Here is a 15,095-nt window from a genome sequence, read left to right as displayed (position 1 = left end):
CCACTGACGGGGACAGGCTGGTGTGCGTACGACCGGGAATACTTGAGGCATGGACGATAAGCCCGAATCGATGAGGGGAGCCGCCGACGCCGGCGCGGGCCTGGACCGGCGCGCCGAGCTCAGCGAGTTTCTGCGCACCCGGCGCGCCCGGCTGAAGCCGGAGGACGTCGGGCTGCCGGACTTCGGGCGGCACCGCAGGGTGCCGGGGCTGCGGCGCGAGGAGCTGGCCCAGCTCGCCGGGGTGTCCGTGGCGTACTACACGCGCCTGGAGCAGGGCAACGGGCGCAACGTCTCGGCGGAGGTCCTGGGCGCGATCGCCCGCGCGCTGCGCCTGAGCGACGCCGAGCACTCGCACCTCACGCATCTCGCGAAGCCGAAGCAGCACAAGAAGAAGCCGGCCGCGCGGACGGAGCAGGTGCGGCCTGCGCTGCGGCAGCTGCTGGAGTCGATCGAGGGCGTGCCTGCGTACATCTCGGGGCGGCGCTCGGACATCCTCGCCTGGAACCGGATGGCGGCGGCGGTCTTCGGCGACTGGTCGGAACTGCCGGTGCAGGAGCGGAACTGGGCGCGGCTGGTGTTCCTGAAGCCGGAGTACCGCGAGCTGTTCGTGGAGTGGGACCAGAAGGCGTCCGACATGGTCGCCTTCCTGCGCATGGACGCCGGCTGCCACTCCGACGACCCGCGGTTGTCCGCCCTGGTCGGTGAGCTCTCCCTCAAGAGCGAGGAGTTCCGGCGGCTGTGGGCCAACCACGACGTCAAGGAGAAGAGCTACGGCGTCAAGCGCCTGCGGCACCCCCTGGTGGGCGAACTGACCCTGAACTTCGAGTCGTTCCGCCTCTCCGACGGCACGGAGCAGGTCCTGATCACGTACCACGCGGAGCCGGGGTCGCCGTCGGCGGAGGCGCTGAGGCTGCTGGCCAGCTGGGGCGCGGATGCGACGAAGGCGGGTACGTCGGCGTCGTAGGGGAGGGGCGGGGAGGGGAGGGAGGAGCAGGGCAGGACTCGCCGGACGACGTTCAGCCGCGACGTCCCGTCTACAGCCTTCGGCCCTCGACCGCCGACGCGACATCGTCCAGGTCCTTCGCGATGGCCTTGCGGACCGCCCGCGCACCCACGCCGCCGAGAATCTTCGCGAGCAGCCCCGCGAAGCCACCGGAGCCCGCGACCGGCTCGCCCGAGAACGTCATCCGGACGGTCGTCGCCGACGGCCCGTCCGCGAGGAGCACCCACTCCGAGACGTAGTGGGTCCCATGGGACTCGGCCTCCACGACATACCGCTCGGGCGGCTCGCAGGCGGTCACCCACATCTCCTCGGTGGCCTCCTTCCCGAACATCTTCCGGGTCTCGCGCCACCGCGTACCGACGTCGAAGGCGCCATCCGTGAGCACCTCGACCTTCGACACCCCGCTCAGCACGCGCTCCATCCCCCGAAGGTCGGTCACGGCCTCCCATACGGGGCCCTGACCTGCGGCGATATGCCGCTGAACGACGACGCTTGTGTTGGTCATGCCCCCATGAAAGCAGCAGGGTCCGACAATCGCGCGGGAGGCCGGTAGCCGCCAGAGGGCAGCTTCGCCGGTCCGCCGGCGGAGGGGCGACGATCTGGTGGTTCTGCCGGAGCTGTGGGCGGCCGGAGCGTGGTCGTACGACGGTTGGGGGCGCGATGCCGAAAAGGCCGACGGCCCCACCGCCGAAGCCATGTCCGCCGCCGCACGCCGGGCCGGCACATGGCTCCACGTCGGCTCGATCGTCGAGCGCGACGGGGACGGGACGCTGTACAACACCGCTCCAGCCACTGGCATCTCCTCACTCGCACGAGAGCCCTGGAGGAGCAGGTCTTCCTCCTGGCCTGCTGCGGCCATCGCAGCCCCAGGAGGGCGGTGACCTTGGTGGTCGCCGCCCTCTGGTGAAGCGAGTCGCGGGGGTGGCCCGCCTTTTCATGGCAGTTACTTCGGGTCGTCGTTGAACTTCGAGGTCGACCAGAAGTAGCCGAGCACCGCGAGGCCCAGGCACCAGGCCACGGCGAGCCATCCGTTGTTGCCGATCTCGCTGCCGAGGAGCAGTCCGCGCAGGGTTTCGATGGCCGGGGTGAAGGGCTGGTACTCGGCGATGGGCTGGAACCAGCCCGGCATTGCGCTGATGGGGACGAAGGCGCTGGACAGGAGAGGCAGCAGGATCAGGGGCATCGCCTGGTTGCTGGCGGCCTCGGCGTTCGGGCTGGACAGGCCCATGCCGACCGCGATCCAGGTGAGTGCCATGGCGAAGAGCGCGAGCAGTGCGAACGCGGCGAGCCATTCCAGGACGGTGGCATCGGTGGAGCGGAAGCCGATGGCCACGCCGACGGCGCCGACGAGGACGACGCTGGTGACCGACTGCAGCACGCTGCCGATGACGTGTCCGATGAGGACCGATCCGCGGTGGATGGCCATGGTGCGGAAGCGGGCGATGATGCCCTCGGTCATGTCGGTGGCGACGGATACGGCGGTGCCGATGGTGGTGCTGCCGATGGTCATCAGCAGCAGGCCGGGGACGATGTAGGCGATGTACTTCGAGCGGTCCGCGCCGCCGCCGATGCCTGCGCTCATGGTGTCGCCGAAGATGTAGACGAAGAGCAGCAGGAGCATGATCGGGGTGAGCAGCAGGTTCAGGGTGAGGGAGGGGTAGCGCCGGGCGTGCAGGAGGTTGCGGCGCAGCATGGTGGTGGAGTCGCGTACTGCGAGGGAGAGGGAGCTCATCGGACGTTCTCCTTCGGCTGGTTCGGCTGGTTCGGCTGGTTCGGCTGGTGGGGGATGGCGGTGCCGCCGGTCAGGGCGAAGAAGACGTCGTCGAGGTCGGGGGTGTGGACGGTGAGTTCGTCGGCCTCGATGCCGGCGGCGTCGAGCCAGTCGAGGATGGAGCGCAGCTCGCGCTGGCTGCCGTCGCTGGGGATCTGCAGGGCGAGGGCCTCGTCGTCGCGGGCGACTTCACCCAGGGCGGTGGCGGCGCTGTGGTACGTGGCCGGGTCGGTGAAGCGCAGGCGGATGTGTCCGCCGGGGATGAGCCGCTTGAGCTCGTCGGCGGTGCCCTCGGCGGCGATCTTCCCGTCGTTGAGCACGGCGATACGGTCGGCGAGTTCGTCGGCCTCCTCCAGGTACTGCGTGGTGAGGAAGACGGTCACACCGCCGGAGACGAGCTCGCGGATGATCTGCCACATGTTGTGCCTCGAGCGCGGGTCGAGGCCGGTGGTCGGCTCGTCGAGGAAGATGATCCGCGGGTTGCCGACCAGGGTCATGGCGATGTCGAGACGCCGCTTCATGCCGCCGGAGTAGGTGGAGGCGGGCTTCTTCGCGGCCTCGGTGAGGTCGAAACGCTCCAGCAACTCGGCGGCGACGCGCCGCCCTTCGCGCTTGGGCAGGTGGTGCAGGTCCGCCATGAGGAGCATGTTCTCCTCGCCGGTGATCAGGCCGTCGACGGCGGAGAACTGCCCGGTGACGCCGATCGCGGCACGTACGGCCTGCGGGTCGGCGGCGAGGTCGTGACCCGCGACCTGGGCCTGCCCGCCGTCGGCGGAGATGAGGGTGGAGAGGATCTTCACGGCGGTGGTCTTGCCTGCGCCGTTCGGGCCGAGCAGGGAGAAGACCGTTCCTTCCGGGACGGCCACGTCGATGCCGTCCAGGACGAGCTTGTCGCCGAACGACTTGCGCAGCCCGTTCGCCGCGATGGCCACGTTGGTCATGAGGGTTGCTCCTTCTACAGGCTGCGGACGGTTCAGAGGCTGCGGGCGGTGACGTCGCCGTAGGCGGTGGTCGCGTGGATGTTCAGGCCGGCGGCGGCGCCGTCGGTGTTCTTGAGCGCGTTGCGGATCCGGCCGTAGGTGGTGCCGGCGTCCAGGGAGGCGGAGACGCCGCGGGCGGCGCCGACCGAGATCTCGCCGTGCTCGGTGCGCAGCGTCACGGTGCCGTGCACGGCTTCGGTGATGTGGAGGTCGCCCTTCAGGGTGCTGATCTCCGCGGATCCCGTGAGGCGGCCGACCGTGATGTCTCCGGCCTGCAGGGTGAGGCGGGCGCTCGCGGTCTCGTCGAGCTTGACCGTGCCCTGCGCGCCCTCGAAGGTGACGTCGCCGAGCCGTCCGACGCCGCGGAGTTCGGCGGCGGCCGCCTTCGCCTCGACGCGGGAGCCGACGGGCAGCTGGACCGTCACCTCGATCGACCCGGAGGCGCCGAGGATCCGGCTCGTCGCCGCCGGGACCTCGATGCGCAGGACCCCGTCACCGAAGGCGACCTCGGTCTGCTCCGCCGCCTTCACGTCGCGGCTCTTGGAGGGGTCGGCGGGCAGGACCTCGACGGTGGTGTCGGCCCGGTCGGCGGCGATGAAGCGGATGCGTCCGGCGGGGACGTCGAGGACGGCGGAGACGGGGGCGGGGGTGTCGAACTTCTGCATCGTGCTCTCCTTGACTCGTTGTTTCCGATGAAGGAAAAGCTACGTTGCGTTCAAGGATCGCGCAATGAACTCGTTGCGTACTTCCTGCGTAATTGCAGCTCAGAGGGGCAATTTCGTTGCAACGGTTCTGAATTTAATGCAACGCAATGAACCCTCTCGTTGCAATGGAATGAGAGTGAACGCTATGCTGGGCGGCACCAGAAAGCGCGAAGGAGATCGTGGTGCCCGGAGGCAGACTCACCCAGCAGGAACGCCAGCAGATCTCGCTGGGACTGGCCGACGGCCTCGCCTACGCGGAGATCGCCAGACGCCTCGACCGTCCCACCTCGACGATCACGCGGGAGGTGATGCGCAACGGCGGCCCGACCGCCTACCGCGCCGACCTGGCCCACCGCGCCACCGAACGCCGCGCCCACCGGCGCAGGCAGGCCGCCCCCCGGGGATCGGAGGCGCCCCCGCAGGCCCACGGACGTGACGCCGAGGCCGTACGCGAGTACGAGGAGCTGCTCACGACCGTCTTCATGCAGTCGGGCATGCCCAAGATGATGTCCAGGGTGATGGCCTGCCTCACCATCACCGACGCGGGCAGCCTCACCGCGTCCGATCTCGTCCAGCGCCTTCAGGTCAGCCCGGCGTCCATCTCCAAGGCGATCACGTTCCTCGACAGCCAGGGCTTCATCCGCCGTGAACGCGACGAACGCCGCCGCGAGCGCTACGTCGTCGACGACGACGTCTGGTACGAATCGTTGATGGCCAGCGCGCGCGCCCTCACCCAGGTCGTCGTGACCGCTCGGCAGGGCGTCGGCGTCCTCGGCCCCGGCACCCCGGCCGGCACCCGCCTCGACAACATCGCCCGCTTCCTGGACTTCGTCTCCGAGAGCACGGCCCGGGCCGCGGAGCAGGCCCGGGAAGTGCTCTATACGAAGCCCGAGCCGGCCTCGGACGGGACTGCCGGGTCGAAGGGGACGACCGAACCCGGCTGACGAGGCCCCTCCCCGGCTGACGAGGCCCCTCCCCGGCCGGCGGCGGTCCGTGGGCCGGCGGTCGGCGGTCGTCGGTCGCAGTGCGGCGGACCCGGAATCGCCAGGACCCCTCATACGTTGAGGAGGGTGGGCATGGGATGCCGGTGTGTGCGAGCAGAGCAGCCCGAGTGACCGAGTTGACGGATATTGGAGGGCCACGATGGCTGCGCAGACGCAGAGGGCCGTGCTGGCGGGCGGATGCTTCTGGGGGATGGAGGAGCTGATCCGCCGACTGCCGGGCGTGACGGCGACCAGGGTGGGATACACCGGGGGCGACGTGCCGAACGCGACGTACCGTAACCACGGCACGCACGCGGAGGCCATTGAGATCCTCTTCGACCCCGCGAAGACCGACTACCGCGCGCTCCTGGAGTTCTTCTTCCAGATCCACGACCCGAGCACCAAGAACCGCCAGGGCAACGACATAGGCCTCAGCTACCGCTCGGCGATCTACTACGTGGACGACGAGCAGAAGCGGATCGCCGAGGACACGATCGCGGACGTGGACGCCTCCGGCCTGTGGCCGGGCAAGGTCGTCACCGAGGTCGAGCCGGTGGGCCCCTTCTGGGAGGCCGAGCCCGAGCACCAGGACTACCTGCAGCGTTACCCGGAGGGCTACACCTGCCACTTCCCGCGCCCGGGTTGGCGGCTGCCCGCCCGCGCCGAGGGCTGATCTCGAGCCGGGCCGACGGACGGCGGAGGCTGGCTGGCCGACTGGCCCAGGCTCCGCCGTCCGCCCGGCACCCCAGGACGAATCCGTCACCGTGCGTCGCGTAGGCGAAGAAGGTACGTCGCGGTGAGCGCAACGGCACGGTCCGCGTCCTGCGCCAGGTCCACGAGGGCATCTGAAGCCGTGCGCCCCGGGATGTCCGCCAGCGCCTGGGTCAGCCGTACGCGTGCGGGCGCTTCGGTGGTGTCGTGGGCGAGGCGGTCGACGAGCCCGGTGGCGATCTGATCCCCGGCGATCTGATCCGCGGCGATCTGATCTGCGGCGATCTGATCTGCGGCGATCTCCACGGTCGTGGTGTCGCTCGCCAGCATGCTCAACGCATCGGCGGCATCGGTGTCGTTCCTCCCCGCCACGATCATGTCGATGAGCGTCGGGACCGCCTCGGCGACTCCACGCGTCCCGAGCGCCAGCGCCGCATGGCCGCGGACCACGGCATCGGGGTGCGCGAGGGCGTCCCGCAGCCGGGCGCCGGCCTCGTCACCGGGCATCTCGGCGAGGCACTGAACGGCACGTTCCCGCACCGCGGCCACCGGTGAGCCGAGGCCCTCCGCAAGCAGTGCCGTGCCGCCGTCGCCCGATCGCGCCAGTGCCCAGCGAAGGGCTCCGGCGACGTTCGGCTCCGGCTCCCGCAGTACCGCCTCGACCAGGGCTTCCACCGGCACCGGGACCTCGCCGGCCGAGGAGAGGGCCGCGCGCTGACGGTCGGCAGCGCTCTTCGACCCCAGTGCCTGGAGGAAGGCGACGACCTGGAGGACGTCCTCCCAGCCTGCGGGTTCCGCGGCATCGATCCGGCGGAGCCGCGTGAGCAGCTCGGTCTCGGCGGCGATGCGTTCGTGGGTCTGACGGATGAGGTCGTCGACGAGCGCCGAGGGCGTGAAGCCGGGATCGTCGAGCGCGCGTGCGATCTCACGCAGCGACAGTCCCAGCGACCTCAGGCTCTCGATGTGGAAGATCCGCCGGATGTCGTCGCCGGAGTACTCCCGATAGCCGGAGCCCGTACGACCCGAGGGCCGCAACAGGCCGAGCGACTCGTAATGCCTGAGCATGCGGGCACTGACCCCGGACCGTCGCGCCACCTCACCGATCAACACTTCCTATCGTCCCTCCTGGCCGGACCCGCCGAGTGCCACGATGCGCTTCGCCTCCTCGACCGCGGACTCGAATCCGGCGTCGGGGTCGTGCAGCAGCCGTTCCGTGGCGAGCGCGTGCGTGCGCACCTGGCGGTCAGCGGCTGTCGTCGCGGCACGCAGAGCCGGCAGAACGGTCTCACCCAGTGCGATCAGCGCCCGGCTGAGGCTCAGCTGCGTCTCCCGCTCGCCGCGCCCGAGCTGGGTCACCAGTACGGCGGCCAGCCCGGACTCCTCGCCGTCCGGCACGAGCACGACAGCGGCCCGCCAGGCGCTCCGCGCCACCTCGTCGTCGGCATCGCACAGGAGCGCCCGCGTGATCGCCGGCCACGCCTGCCGGTCCCCGATCTTGGACAGCGTGTGCAGCGCCTGGCTTCGTGCCTGCGCCCGCTCCGAGCGGACTGCGCGCAGCAGCTCGGGGAGCGTCAGGGACGCCGGGTGGCGGGTGAGCGCCCAGGTCAGCATCTCGCGGACGAAGAACTCGGGCTCGATCGCGCATCGCTCGACCAGCTTGTCGACGAAGCGCGGATCCGGACTCGTGCCCACCGCCAGAGCCGCCCGCAGCCGCACGGACGAACGGCCGTCCTGAAGCGCCTGGAGCGTTTGTGCTGCCTGCGTGGCCTGTCGCGTCATGGTCACCGAGACCACCTCCTCGACAAGCAGTGAAGGCCTTGTCACCGTGTCAAGGTCAAAGCCTCACGGGCGACTTCGTACCTGCACCGGTCGTGGAGGCGAGTTCTGCGGCGTCGGGCCGCCGGCATGCCGACGGCCGGTCGGTCGGGGGGCGCGGCTCAGTGCGGCAGGGTCGCCGGGCTGCCGCCGTTGGCCTCGTAGCCCGCCACGGCCAGCGCGCGGTAGACCGCGAACTCGGCGGCCGGGTCGGGCGACAGGGTCCACGGGAGCGCGCCGATGTGGCCGTCGACGTGTATCAGCTGGTCCATGGCCTCGGCCCAGCGCTCGCCGCGGACCAGGAAGAACACCAGCAGGTGGCGGACGTGCGCCAGCATCGGGTCGTCGGGTCGGGCCGCGTGCACCGCGTACAGCGCGCCGTGGATCGCCTTCGTCACCACCTCGCTCTGGTAGAAGCCGCTGACCAGGTTCACCTCGGGCAGGTGCTCGAAGACCGCGAACAGCGGCATGGCGGCGAGGAGGGAGCCCTGGGGTGCGCGGGCAGCCGCCGCTTCCGCGAACTCGTACGCCAGTTGGCGCGAGCCGTGCCACTTCTCGCACCAGTAGTGCAGGGCGGCCAGGTGCGCGCCCATGTGGGACGGGGCACGGTCCAGGATCTTCAGCCAGAGCTGCTCGAACTCCGGCCGCGAGTAGGCGAGTCCTCGCGCGACCGACAGCTCGACGATGTACGGAATCGGGTCACCGGGGGCCAGCAGCGCCGCCTCACCGCACGCCGACTTCGCCTCTTCCATGATGATCCGGAACTCGTCCGTGCCCGGCGTCGCCGTGCGCCACGCCTGCTGCACCAGGAACTCCGCGTGCACGGCTGCCCCGCCCGCGTCCTTGGGCTGCTCGGTGCGCCACACCCGCAGCCACTGCCCGCCCGGCGACTCGCTGACGCCGCCCGGCCGCTGTTGCAGCTCCAGCGACGCGGCGCCCGCGAAGGCCTGCACGCGCTGCCAGCGCTGCTCGCCCTCCGCCCCGGTGCCCGCGAGGAGCTGGGACGCCGCCTTGTAGTCCTGCGTGCGCTGCACCAGGTCCAGGACGTCCAGCAGGTCCTGGTCGGGGCCGGGCATGCGCACGTCCAGCTCCTCCTGCCGTACGAAGCCGTAATTCGCCGGGTCCGCGGCGTCCGGGTGGCCGGGGTGGACCTGCTCGTTCATGCCCCGCCTGCGCCGCATGAACGGCACGACCACAAAGCCGATCATGAGCAGCGCGATCAGGACCCAGAGAATTTCCATGCCTCCAGCGTTCCAGACACCGCCGACAATTGGCCAACGAGGTCGAGCCGCCTGTGGAAAACGAGTTCCGTGGAGGTGCGGGCCTGTGGAAAACGGGTTCCGTGGTGAGCGGGCCGGGTGGGCGGAGCGGGCTGAGCGGGCGAGCGGGCCGAGCGGGCCGAGTGGGTGGGCTGAGCGGGCGAGCGGGCAAGCGGGCGAGCGGGCGGAGCAGGCCGGGTGGGCCCAGCGGGCTGAGCGGGCTGAGCGGGCGGAGTGGGCGGAGCGGGCTGAGCGGGCGAGCGGGCCGAGCGGGCCGAGTGGGCGGGCTGAGCGGGCGAGCGGGCAAGCGGGCAAGCGGGCGAGCGGGCGGAGCAGGCCGGGTGGGCTCAGCGGGCCGAGTGGGCGGAGCGGGCGAGCGGGCGAGCGGGCGAGCGGGCCGAGTGGGGCCGGGAATCGCCGTCGTCCGGCATCCGCCCCGTTCGCGCATTACGCTCGGTGCCCATGAGCGACAGGCACATCAGTCAGCACTTCGAGACCCTCGCGATCCATGCGGGGAACACCGCCGACCCCCTCACCGGCGCGGTCGTCCCGCCGATCTACCAGGTCTCGACCTACAAGCAGGACGGCGTCGGCGGCCTGCGCGGCGGCTACGAGTACAGCCGTAGCGCCAATCCGACGAGGACCGCCCTGGAGGAGAACCTCGCGGCCCTGGAGGGTGGCCGCAGCGGCCTCGCGTTCGCGTCCGGACTGGCGGCCGAGGACTGCCTGTTGCGTACGCTGCTGAGCCCCGGCGACCACGTGGTCATCCCCAACGACGCCTACGGCGGTACGTTCCGGCTGTTCGCGAAGGTCGTCGCGCGATGGGGCGTGGAGTGGTCGGTCGCCGACACCAGCGATCCGTCCGCCGTCCGGGCCGCCATCACCCCGAAGACCAAGATCGTGTGGGTGGAGACCCCCTCCAACCCGCTGCTCGGCATCACCGACATCGCGGCCGTCGCCCAGATCGCCCGGGACGCGGGCGCGAAGCTCGTCGTCGACAACACCTTCGCCACTCCTTATCTGCAGCAGCCGCTGACTCTCGGCGCGGACGTCGTGGTGCACTCCCTGACCAAGTACATGGGCGGCCACTCGGACGTCGTCGGCGGTGCGCTGATCGTCAGCGACCCGGGCCTGGGCGACGAACTGGCCTTCCACCAGAACGCGATGGGTGCGGTCGCCGGGCCCTTCGACTCCTGGCTGGTGCTGCGCGGCACCAAGACGCTGTCGGTGCGCATGGACCGGCACAGCGAGAACGCCACGAAGATCACCGACATGCTGACCCGGCACGCGCGCGTGACGAGCGTTCTGTACCCGGGCCTGCCCGAGCACCCCGGTCACGAGGTCGCCGCCAAGCAGATGAAGGCGTTCGGCGGCATGGTCTCCTTCCGGGTCACCGGCGGCGAGGAGGCGGCAGTCGAGGTCTGCAACCGCGCCAAGGTGTTCACGCTCGGCGAGTCCCTGGGCGGCGTCGAGTCCCTCATCGAGCACCCCGGCCGCATGACCCACGCGTCCGTGGCCGGCTCCGCCCTCGAGGTCCCCGCCGACCTCGTCCGCCTCTCCGTCGGCATCGAGAACGTCGAGGACCTCCTGGAGGACCTCCAGCAGGCACTCGGCTAGCCCAGGGCACAGGAAGGGCAGGGAACCTGAGGAAAGGGTTCACCAGCCCGTCAGCGGTGGAGTCGTCTCCGACGGCGGCTCCACCCACGGGCGGGCCGTCAGCGCCCACACCACGAACGCCATCGTCGCGGCGAACAGCACCAGCCACATCAGCAGCACGGCGGCCTTCCTGCGGCGCAGCATGCGGCCGCCGCGCCGCACGGCCTCCGCGTACACCTCCGGCGGCACCGGCGGCGGCGTGCGCTCCATGATCCGCCGTACGGCCGCTTCCCGTTCGGCGCGGTTCACGGCGACACCACCTTCGGGCCCAGCACGGCCGGCGCGGGCTCGCGCGGAGGATGCAGCAGGGTTGCGGTCGCCCGGTCGCAGATCACGTGGACGCGCTCCCTGGGCAGACCGAGCAGGGCCGCCGCCTGCTCCTCGGCGACACCCTCGTACAGCCGCAGGACCAGGATCAGGCGTTCCTGCGGGGACAGCCGGGCGAGCGGGCTGTCGGGGTGCGGGCGGGACCGGCCCAGGGCGCCGAGAGGGCCGTACTGATGCCATACGGTCCGGGAGAAGCGGGTGGCCAGGTACTGGCGGGCGCGGTCGTACGGGTCCTCGCCGCGCAGTCGGTCCCAGCACGCGTAGGTGTGCGCCAGGGACAACATCAGCAGGCGCCGCGCGCGTGGGTTGTTGCCCGGCGGCTCAGCGGTGAGCAGCGTGGCGGCATGCAGCAGCCGTCCTGCCGCGCCCGCGACGAACGCCGCGAAGTCGCGGTCCCGGCGGTCGTCCTGGACCCCTCGCCGTCGTCCCACCGCCCCTCCCGCCTGGCCGACCCTGAGGAACCGGACCCCGGCCCCCGCGCGTGACGCGTTTCGGCCGCGCACGAGGAGGACCCGGTCTCATATGAGGCCAGCGGCGGCCCGGGGTCAAGAGCCGGGAGCGGATCACACGAGTACGCGCGCGTGTGGGTGACGGATTCCGCGCGGTGACGGGCGTCCCGGCGGCGCCGAATCGGCCCTCAGGAGGCCGTGGGCGTGTCCGTGCCCGAGATTCCCTGCGCTGCCATCCGTGAGGAGAGCGCGGTGTTGAAGCGAGTGAGGAGCGTGCAGAACGCCTCGCGCTCCTCCGGGGCCCAGTCCTGTGTCAGCTCGGCCATCAACTGACGCCGGGACGAACGCACTTCCTCCAGCCGCGACTGCCCGCGCGGGGACAGCTGGAGCACCACCGCCCGTCCGTCCTCGGGGTGCGAGGTGCGCTTGACGAGCCCTGTGTCGACGAGCGGCGCCACCTGCCGGGTCACCGTCGACGAGTCGATCCCCATGCTCGCGGCGAGCGCCTTGACGCCCATGGGGCCTTCTTTGTCGAGGCGGTTGAGCAGCAGGTATGCGGCGCGGTCCATGGAGTTGCGCACCTGTCCGACCCCACCGAGCCGGGTCTGTTCGGCACGACGGGCGAACACCGCCACCTCGTGCTGCAGCGTGTCGAGGAGACCGCTGTCAGCGACAGTCGTCATGTCCATCGACATTTCAGGTGTTGTGGGCATGGCCGGGGGCTCACTTCATGAAGGGGGTGCTGGGTTGGGGGACAGGGTACGCGGCCCGGACGCGGGGTGTACCGGCGCTGCGCAAACCCATCTCGGTGCTTGGTCACACCAGGGCCTTGCGCCTGTGAACTGCGAGACTTGGGTCATGAGCTACAGCACGGCTGACTCCTTGCCTCCCGTCACCCTTGACGACGTGCGCGGGGCCCAGAAGATGCTGACCGGTGTGGCGCGCGTGACGGCGATGGAGGGCAGCAGGCACCTGTCCCAGCTGGTGGGCGCACCGGTGCACCTCAAATGCGAGAACCTCCAGCGGACGGGATCGTTCAAGCTGCGCGGCGGCTACGTCCGGATCGCCGGGCTGCTCCCGGAGGAGCGCGCCGCGGGGGTCGTGGCCGCGAGTGCCGGCAACCACGCGCAGGGCGTCGCCCTCGCGTCGTCGCTGCTCGGCGTGCGCTCGACGGTGTTCATGCCGAAGGGCGCCCCGCTGCCGAAGATCAGCGCCACCCAGGACTACGGTGCCGAGGTGCGCCTGCACGGCCAGGTGGTCGACGAGACACTCGCCGCGGCGCAGGAGTACGCCGCCGAGACGGGCGCGGTGTTCATCCATCCCTTCGACCACCCCGACATCATCGCGGGCCAGGGCACGGTCGGCCTGGAGATCCTCGACCAGTGCCCGGAGGTGCGGACGATCGTCGTCGGCATCGGCGGGGGCGGGCTCGCGGCGGGTATCGCGATGGCGGTGAAGTCGCTGCGGCCCGACGTGCGGATCGTGGGCGTGCAGGCGGCCGGCGCGGCGGCGTATCCGCCCTCGCTGGCTGCCGGGCACCCGGTCGCCGTCGACAACCCGGTGACGATGGCGGACGGGATCAAGGTCGGCAGGCCCGGCGACGTGCCGTTCCGGATCATCGGTGACCTGGTGGACGAGGTCCGCACAGTCAGCGAGGACGAGCTGGCCACCGCCCTGCTGCTGTGCCTGGAGCGGGCCAAGCTGGTCGTCGAGCCGGCGGGCGCGAGCCCTGTCGCGGCGCTGCTGAGCGACCCCGGCGCCTTCGAGGGCCCGGTCGTCGCGGTGCTGTCCGGAGGCAACGTCGACCCGGTGCTGATGCAGCGCGTCCTGCGGCACGGCATGGCCGCGCAGGGCCGCTACCTGGCCGTGCGGCTGCGGCTGACGGACCGGCCGGGCGCGCTCGCCACGCTTTTGGGGGTGCTGTCAGTGGTGGACGCTAACGTCCTCGATGTGAGTCACGTACGGACCGACCCACGGCTCGGGCTCACTGAGGCGGAGGTCGAGCTGCACCTGGAGACGAAGGGCCGTACGCACTGCGTCGAGGTCGGCCAGGCCCTGCGCGAGGCGGGCTACACGGTCATCGGCTGAGCCGCGAGCGGTCGTCAGCCGACGCCCCGGCGGGCGAAAGCGCAGGTCGATTCACTTTGTCACTCGTTCGGGTAAGCCCGTTGAGAGACGCGATACATCGCGTTATGGTGTGTCTCGTATGTACGCCACAGCGCCGAGTCATGGCGCGGGACGAACAGTGCAAACCCCCCAAGGCTTTCCGAAGTTTCCCCGAAGACGTGGAGATTCATATGCCAGGCGCCATCTATGCCGAAGGCCTGGTCAAGACCTTCGGTGACGTAAGGGCTCTGGACGGCGTCGACCTCGATGTTCCCGAGGGCACGGTCCTGGGCCTGCTCGGGCCGAACGGCGCGGGCAAGACGACGACCGTCCGCTGTCTGACGACCCTGCTGCGCCCCGACAGCGGCTCGGCGGTCGTCGCGGGCATCGACGTCCTCAAGGACCCCGACGCCGTGCGCCGTTCCATCGGTCTGTCCGGACAGTTCGCGGCGGTGGACGAGTACCTCACCGGCCGCGAGAACCTGCAGATGGTCGGCCAGCTCTACCAGATGAGGGCGAAGGCGGCGAAGGCCCGCGCGGGCGAGCTGCTGGAGCAGTTCGATCTCGCCGACGCCGCCGACCGTCCCACGAAGACCTACTCCGGCGGCATGCGACGCCGCCTCGACCTGGCGGCCGCCCTGGTGGTCTCGCCGCCCGTGATGTTCATGGACGAGCCGACGACCGGCCTCGACCCGCGCAACCGCCAGATGCTGTGGGGGGTCATCAAGCGCCTGGTCTCGGGCGGTACGACACTGCTGCTGACCACCCAGTACCTCGAAGAGGCCGACCACCTCGCGCACGAGATCGCGGTCGTCGACCACGGCCACGTCATCGCCACCGGCACCTCCGACCAGCTCAAGGCCCGCACCGGCGGCGAGCGCGTCGAGCTTGTGGTCCACGAGCGCGACGAGATGCAGGCCGCCTCCGAGGTGCTGCGCGGCTTCGGCAAAGGCGACACGACGGTCGAGGAGCACATGCGCAAGCTCACCGTCCCCGTGACCGGAGGCGCCAAGCTCCTGGCCGAGGTCATCCGCGAGCTCGACACCCGGGGCATCGAGATCGACGACATCGGACTGCGCCGACCGACCCTCGACGACGTCTTCCTGTCCCTGACGGGCCATGTGGCCGAGGTGAAGGACGACGAGATCGGCAAGGAGGTCGCCGAATGAGTGCTCTCGACGCCGTGCGGGTCGCGCCGGCCACGGACCCGGTCAGCCAGTCCGTGCCGGACTCGATCGTCGTCGCGGAACCCAACCAGATCCGTACGTCCGGGATCCCGGAGCTGCACGTGATCGGACCCGAGGCCCGGAAGGGGCTGGTCAAGTGAGCAC

At 70.8% G+C, this 15,095-nt stretch carries 17 protein-coding genes and 1 pseudogene; 8 read left to right on the top strand and 10 right to left on the bottom strand.

Features of this window, described 5'->3' with window-relative positions:
* The first annotated feature begins 49 nt into the window (after positions 1-49).
* Entirely contained in the window at positions 50-964 is a 915-nt protein-coding gene (locus ACFY5C_RS35115; RefSeq protein WP_389452374.1) for a helix-turn-helix domain-containing protein, read from the top strand.
* 70 nt (positions 965-1,034) lie between these two features.
* On the opposite strand, the gene ACFY5C_RS35110 is transcribed toward ACFY5C_RS35115, so the two are convergent.
* Entirely contained in the window at positions 1,035-1,508 is a 474-nt protein-coding gene (locus tag ACFY5C_RS35110; protein ID WP_389452371.1) for an SRPBCC family protein, read from the bottom strand.
* 28 nt (positions 1,509-1,536) lie between these two features.
* Here ACFY5C_RS35110 and ACFY5C_RS35105 point away from each other — a divergent pair.
* Positions 1,537-1,788 (top strand): annotated as a pseudogene (locus ACFY5C_RS35105) (nitrilase-related carbon-nitrogen hydrolase); the annotation flags it as partial.
* 158 nt (positions 1,789-1,946) lie between these two features.
* Here the strand turns inward: ACFY5C_RS35105 and ACFY5C_RS35100 are convergent.
* The 3 genes from ACFY5C_RS35100 to ACFY5C_RS35090 are packed head-to-tail and all read right to left on the bottom strand — an operon-like array spanning position 1,947 to position 4,419.
* Positions 1,947-2,735 (bottom strand): ABC transporter permease, encoded by a 789-nt coding sequence (locus ACFY5C_RS35100; protein WP_389452368.1) that lies wholly within the window; start codon positions 2,733-2,735, stop codon positions 1,947-1,949.
* Positions 2,732-3,715 carry an ATP-binding cassette domain-containing protein gene (locus ACFY5C_RS35095; protein WP_389452365.1) on the bottom strand — a complete coding sequence of 328 codons (984 nt, stop codon included), beginning with the start codon at positions 3,713-3,715 and terminating at the stop codon, positions 2,732-2,734. The genes ACFY5C_RS35100 and ACFY5C_RS35095 overlap by 4 nt, the downstream gene beginning before the upstream one ends.
* Before the next feature lie 32 nt (positions 3,716-3,747).
* On the bottom strand, positions 3,748-4,419 hold the full coding sequence (locus ACFY5C_RS35090) for a DUF4097 family beta strand repeat-containing protein (protein WP_389452362.1): 672 nt from the start codon (positions 4,417-4,419) through the stop codon (positions 3,748-3,750).
* Between the two features lie 221 nt (positions 4,420-4,640).
* Here ACFY5C_RS35090 and ACFY5C_RS35085 point away from each other — a divergent pair, with 221 nt between their 5' ends.
* Both ACFY5C_RS35085 and msrA read left to right on the top strand, forming a co-directional pair.
* The gene (locus ACFY5C_RS35085) at positions 4,641-5,402 is read left to right on the top strand and encodes a helix-turn-helix domain-containing protein (protein WP_389452360.1); all 762 of its coding nucleotides are present in this window, start codon (positions 4,641-4,643) and stop codon (positions 5,400-5,402) included.
* 199 nt (positions 5,403-5,601) lie between these two features.
* A complete protein-coding gene (gene msrA, locus ACFY5C_RS35080) occupies positions 5,602-6,114 on the top strand; it encodes a peptide-methionine (S)-S-oxide reductase MsrA (protein ID WP_389452357.1) in 513 nt (170 codons plus the stop codon).
* 86 nt (positions 6,115-6,200) lie between these two features.
* Here the strand turns inward: msrA and ACFY5C_RS35075 are convergent, their stop codons facing one another.
* From ACFY5C_RS35075 to ACFY5C_RS35065, 3 genes are all read right to left on the bottom strand, one after another.
* Positions 6,201-7,262 carry a MerR family transcriptional regulator gene (locus ACFY5C_RS35075; RefSeq protein ID WP_389452354.1) on the bottom strand — a complete coding sequence of 354 codons (1,062 nt, stop codon included), beginning with the start codon at positions 7,260-7,262 and terminating at the stop codon, positions 6,201-6,203.
* Positions 7,263-7,265: 3 nt separating this feature from the next.
* Entirely contained in the window at positions 7,266-7,931 is a 666-nt protein-coding gene (locus ACFY5C_RS35070; protein WP_389452445.1) for a HEAT repeat domain-containing protein, read from the bottom strand.
* Positions 7,932-8,089: 158 nt separating this feature from the next.
* Entirely contained in the window at positions 8,090-9,208 is a 1,119-nt protein-coding gene (locus tag ACFY5C_RS35065) for a hypothetical protein (RefSeq protein WP_389452351.1), read from the bottom strand.
* 480 nt (positions 9,209-9,688) lie between these two features.
* On the opposite strand from ACFY5C_RS35065, the gene ACFY5C_RS35060 reads away from it, so the two are divergent.
* Complete coding sequence (locus ACFY5C_RS35060; RefSeq protein WP_389452348.1) at positions 9,689-10,843, top strand: cystathionine gamma-synthase; 1,155 nt, start codon at positions 9,689-9,691, stop codon at positions 10,841-10,843.
* 39 nt (positions 10,844-10,882) lie between these two features.
* On the opposite strand, the gene ACFY5C_RS35055 is transcribed toward ACFY5C_RS35060, so the two are convergent.
* The 3 genes from ACFY5C_RS35055 to ACFY5C_RS35045 all read right to left on the bottom strand — a co-directional run bounded on the left by ACFY5C_RS35055 (position 10,883) and on the right by ACFY5C_RS35045 (position 12,353).
* Complete coding sequence (locus ACFY5C_RS35055; RefSeq protein WP_383628006.1) at positions 10,883-11,131, bottom strand: hypothetical protein; 249 nt, start codon at positions 11,129-11,131, stop codon at positions 10,883-10,885.
* On the bottom strand, positions 11,128-11,640 hold the full coding sequence (locus ACFY5C_RS35050) for a sigma factor-like helix-turn-helix DNA-binding protein (protein ID WP_389452345.1): 513 nt from the start codon (positions 11,638-11,640) through the stop codon (positions 11,128-11,130). Before ACFY5C_RS35050 ends, ACFY5C_RS35055 begins: the two co-directional genes overlap by 4 nt.
* A gap of 206 nt (positions 11,641-11,846) precedes the next feature.
* Positions 11,847-12,353 carry a MarR family winged helix-turn-helix transcriptional regulator gene (locus ACFY5C_RS35045; RefSeq protein ID WP_369276311.1) on the bottom strand — a complete coding sequence of 169 codons (507 nt, stop codon included), beginning with the start codon at positions 12,351-12,353 and terminating at the stop codon, positions 11,847-11,849.
* A 163-nt stretch (positions 12,354-12,516) separates the two neighbouring features.
* Between ACFY5C_RS35045 and ilvA the strand changes: the two genes are divergently transcribed.
* The 3 genes from ilvA to ACFY5C_RS35030 all read left to right on the top strand — a co-directional run bounded on the left by ilvA (position 12,517) and on the right by ACFY5C_RS35030 (position 15,091).
* Positions 12,517-13,746: a threonine ammonia-lyase gene (ilvA, locus tag ACFY5C_RS35040; RefSeq protein ID WP_389452342.1), complete on the top strand. Its 1,230-nt coding sequence runs from the start codon at positions 12,517-12,519 to the stop codon at positions 13,744-13,746.
* 209 nt (positions 13,747-13,955) lie between these two features.
* Positions 13,956-14,933: an ATP-binding cassette domain-containing protein gene (locus ACFY5C_RS35035; protein WP_389452339.1), complete on the top strand. Its 978-nt coding sequence runs from the start codon at positions 13,956-13,958 to the stop codon at positions 14,931-14,933.
* Positions 14,930-15,091, top strand: a complete 162-nt coding sequence (locus ACFY5C_RS35030) for a hypothetical protein (protein WP_389452337.1) — start codon at positions 14,930-14,932, stop codon at positions 15,089-15,091. The genes ACFY5C_RS35035 and ACFY5C_RS35030 overlap by 4 nt, the downstream gene beginning before the upstream one ends.
* The last annotated feature ends 4 nt before the right edge of the window (positions 15,092-15,095 follow it).

Origin of the sequence: Streptomyces sp. NPDC012935 (assembly GCF_042900345.1) — a bacterium.
GTDB lineage: Bacteria > Actinomycetota > Actinomycetes > Streptomycetales > Streptomycetaceae > Streptomyces.
Note: the sequence above shows the minus strand (reverse complement) of the source record. Positions and strands in the feature narration are given on the sequence as shown.

Coding starts and splice junctions, on each gene's coding strand:
- ACFY5C_RS35090 (WP_389452362.1), bottom strand. CDS start 4,419: ATGCAGAAGTTCGACACCCCCGCCCCCGTCTCCGCCGTCCTCGACGTC.
- ACFY5C_RS35110 (WP_389452371.1), bottom strand. CDS start 1,508: ATGACCAACACAAGCGTCGTCGTTCAGCGGCATATCGCCGCAGGTCAG.
- ACFY5C_RS35095 (WP_389452365.1), bottom strand. CDS start 3,715: ATGACCAACGTGGCCATCGCGGCGAACGGGCTGCGCAAGTCGTTCGGC.
- msrA (WP_389452357.1), top strand. CDS start 5,602: ATGGCTGCGCAGACGCAGAGGGCCGTGCTGGCGGGCGGATGCTTCTGG.
- ACFY5C_RS35065 (WP_389452351.1), bottom strand. CDS start 9,208: ATGGAAATTCTCTGGGTCCTGATCGCGCTGCTCATGATCGGCTTTGTG.
- ACFY5C_RS35115 (WP_389452374.1), top strand. CDS start 50: ATGGACGATAAGCCCGAATCGATGAGGGGAGCCGCCGACGCCGGCGCG.
- ilvA (WP_389452342.1), top strand. CDS start 12,517: ATGAGCTACAGCACGGCTGACTCCTTGCCTCCCGTCACCCTTGACGAC.
- ACFY5C_RS35070 (WP_389452445.1), bottom strand. CDS start 7,931: ATGACGCGACAGGCCACGCAGGCAGCACAAACGCTCCAGGCGCTTCAG.
- ACFY5C_RS35035 (WP_389452339.1), top strand. CDS start 13,956: ATGCCAGGCGCCATCTATGCCGAAGGCCTGGTCAAGACCTTCGGTGAC.
- ACFY5C_RS35030 (WP_389452337.1), top strand. CDS start 14,930: ATGAGTGCTCTCGACGCCGTGCGGGTCGCGCCGGCCACGGACCCGGTC.
- ACFY5C_RS35100 (WP_389452368.1), bottom strand. CDS start 2,735: ATGAGCTCCCTCTCCCTCGCAGTACGCGACTCCACCACCATGCTGCGC.
- ACFY5C_RS35060 (WP_389452348.1), top strand. CDS start 9,689: ATGAGCGACAGGCACATCAGTCAGCACTTCGAGACCCTCGCGATCCAT.
- ACFY5C_RS35045 (WP_369276311.1), bottom strand. CDS start 12,353: ATGTCGATGGACATGACGACTGTCGCTGACAGCGGTCTCCTCGACACG.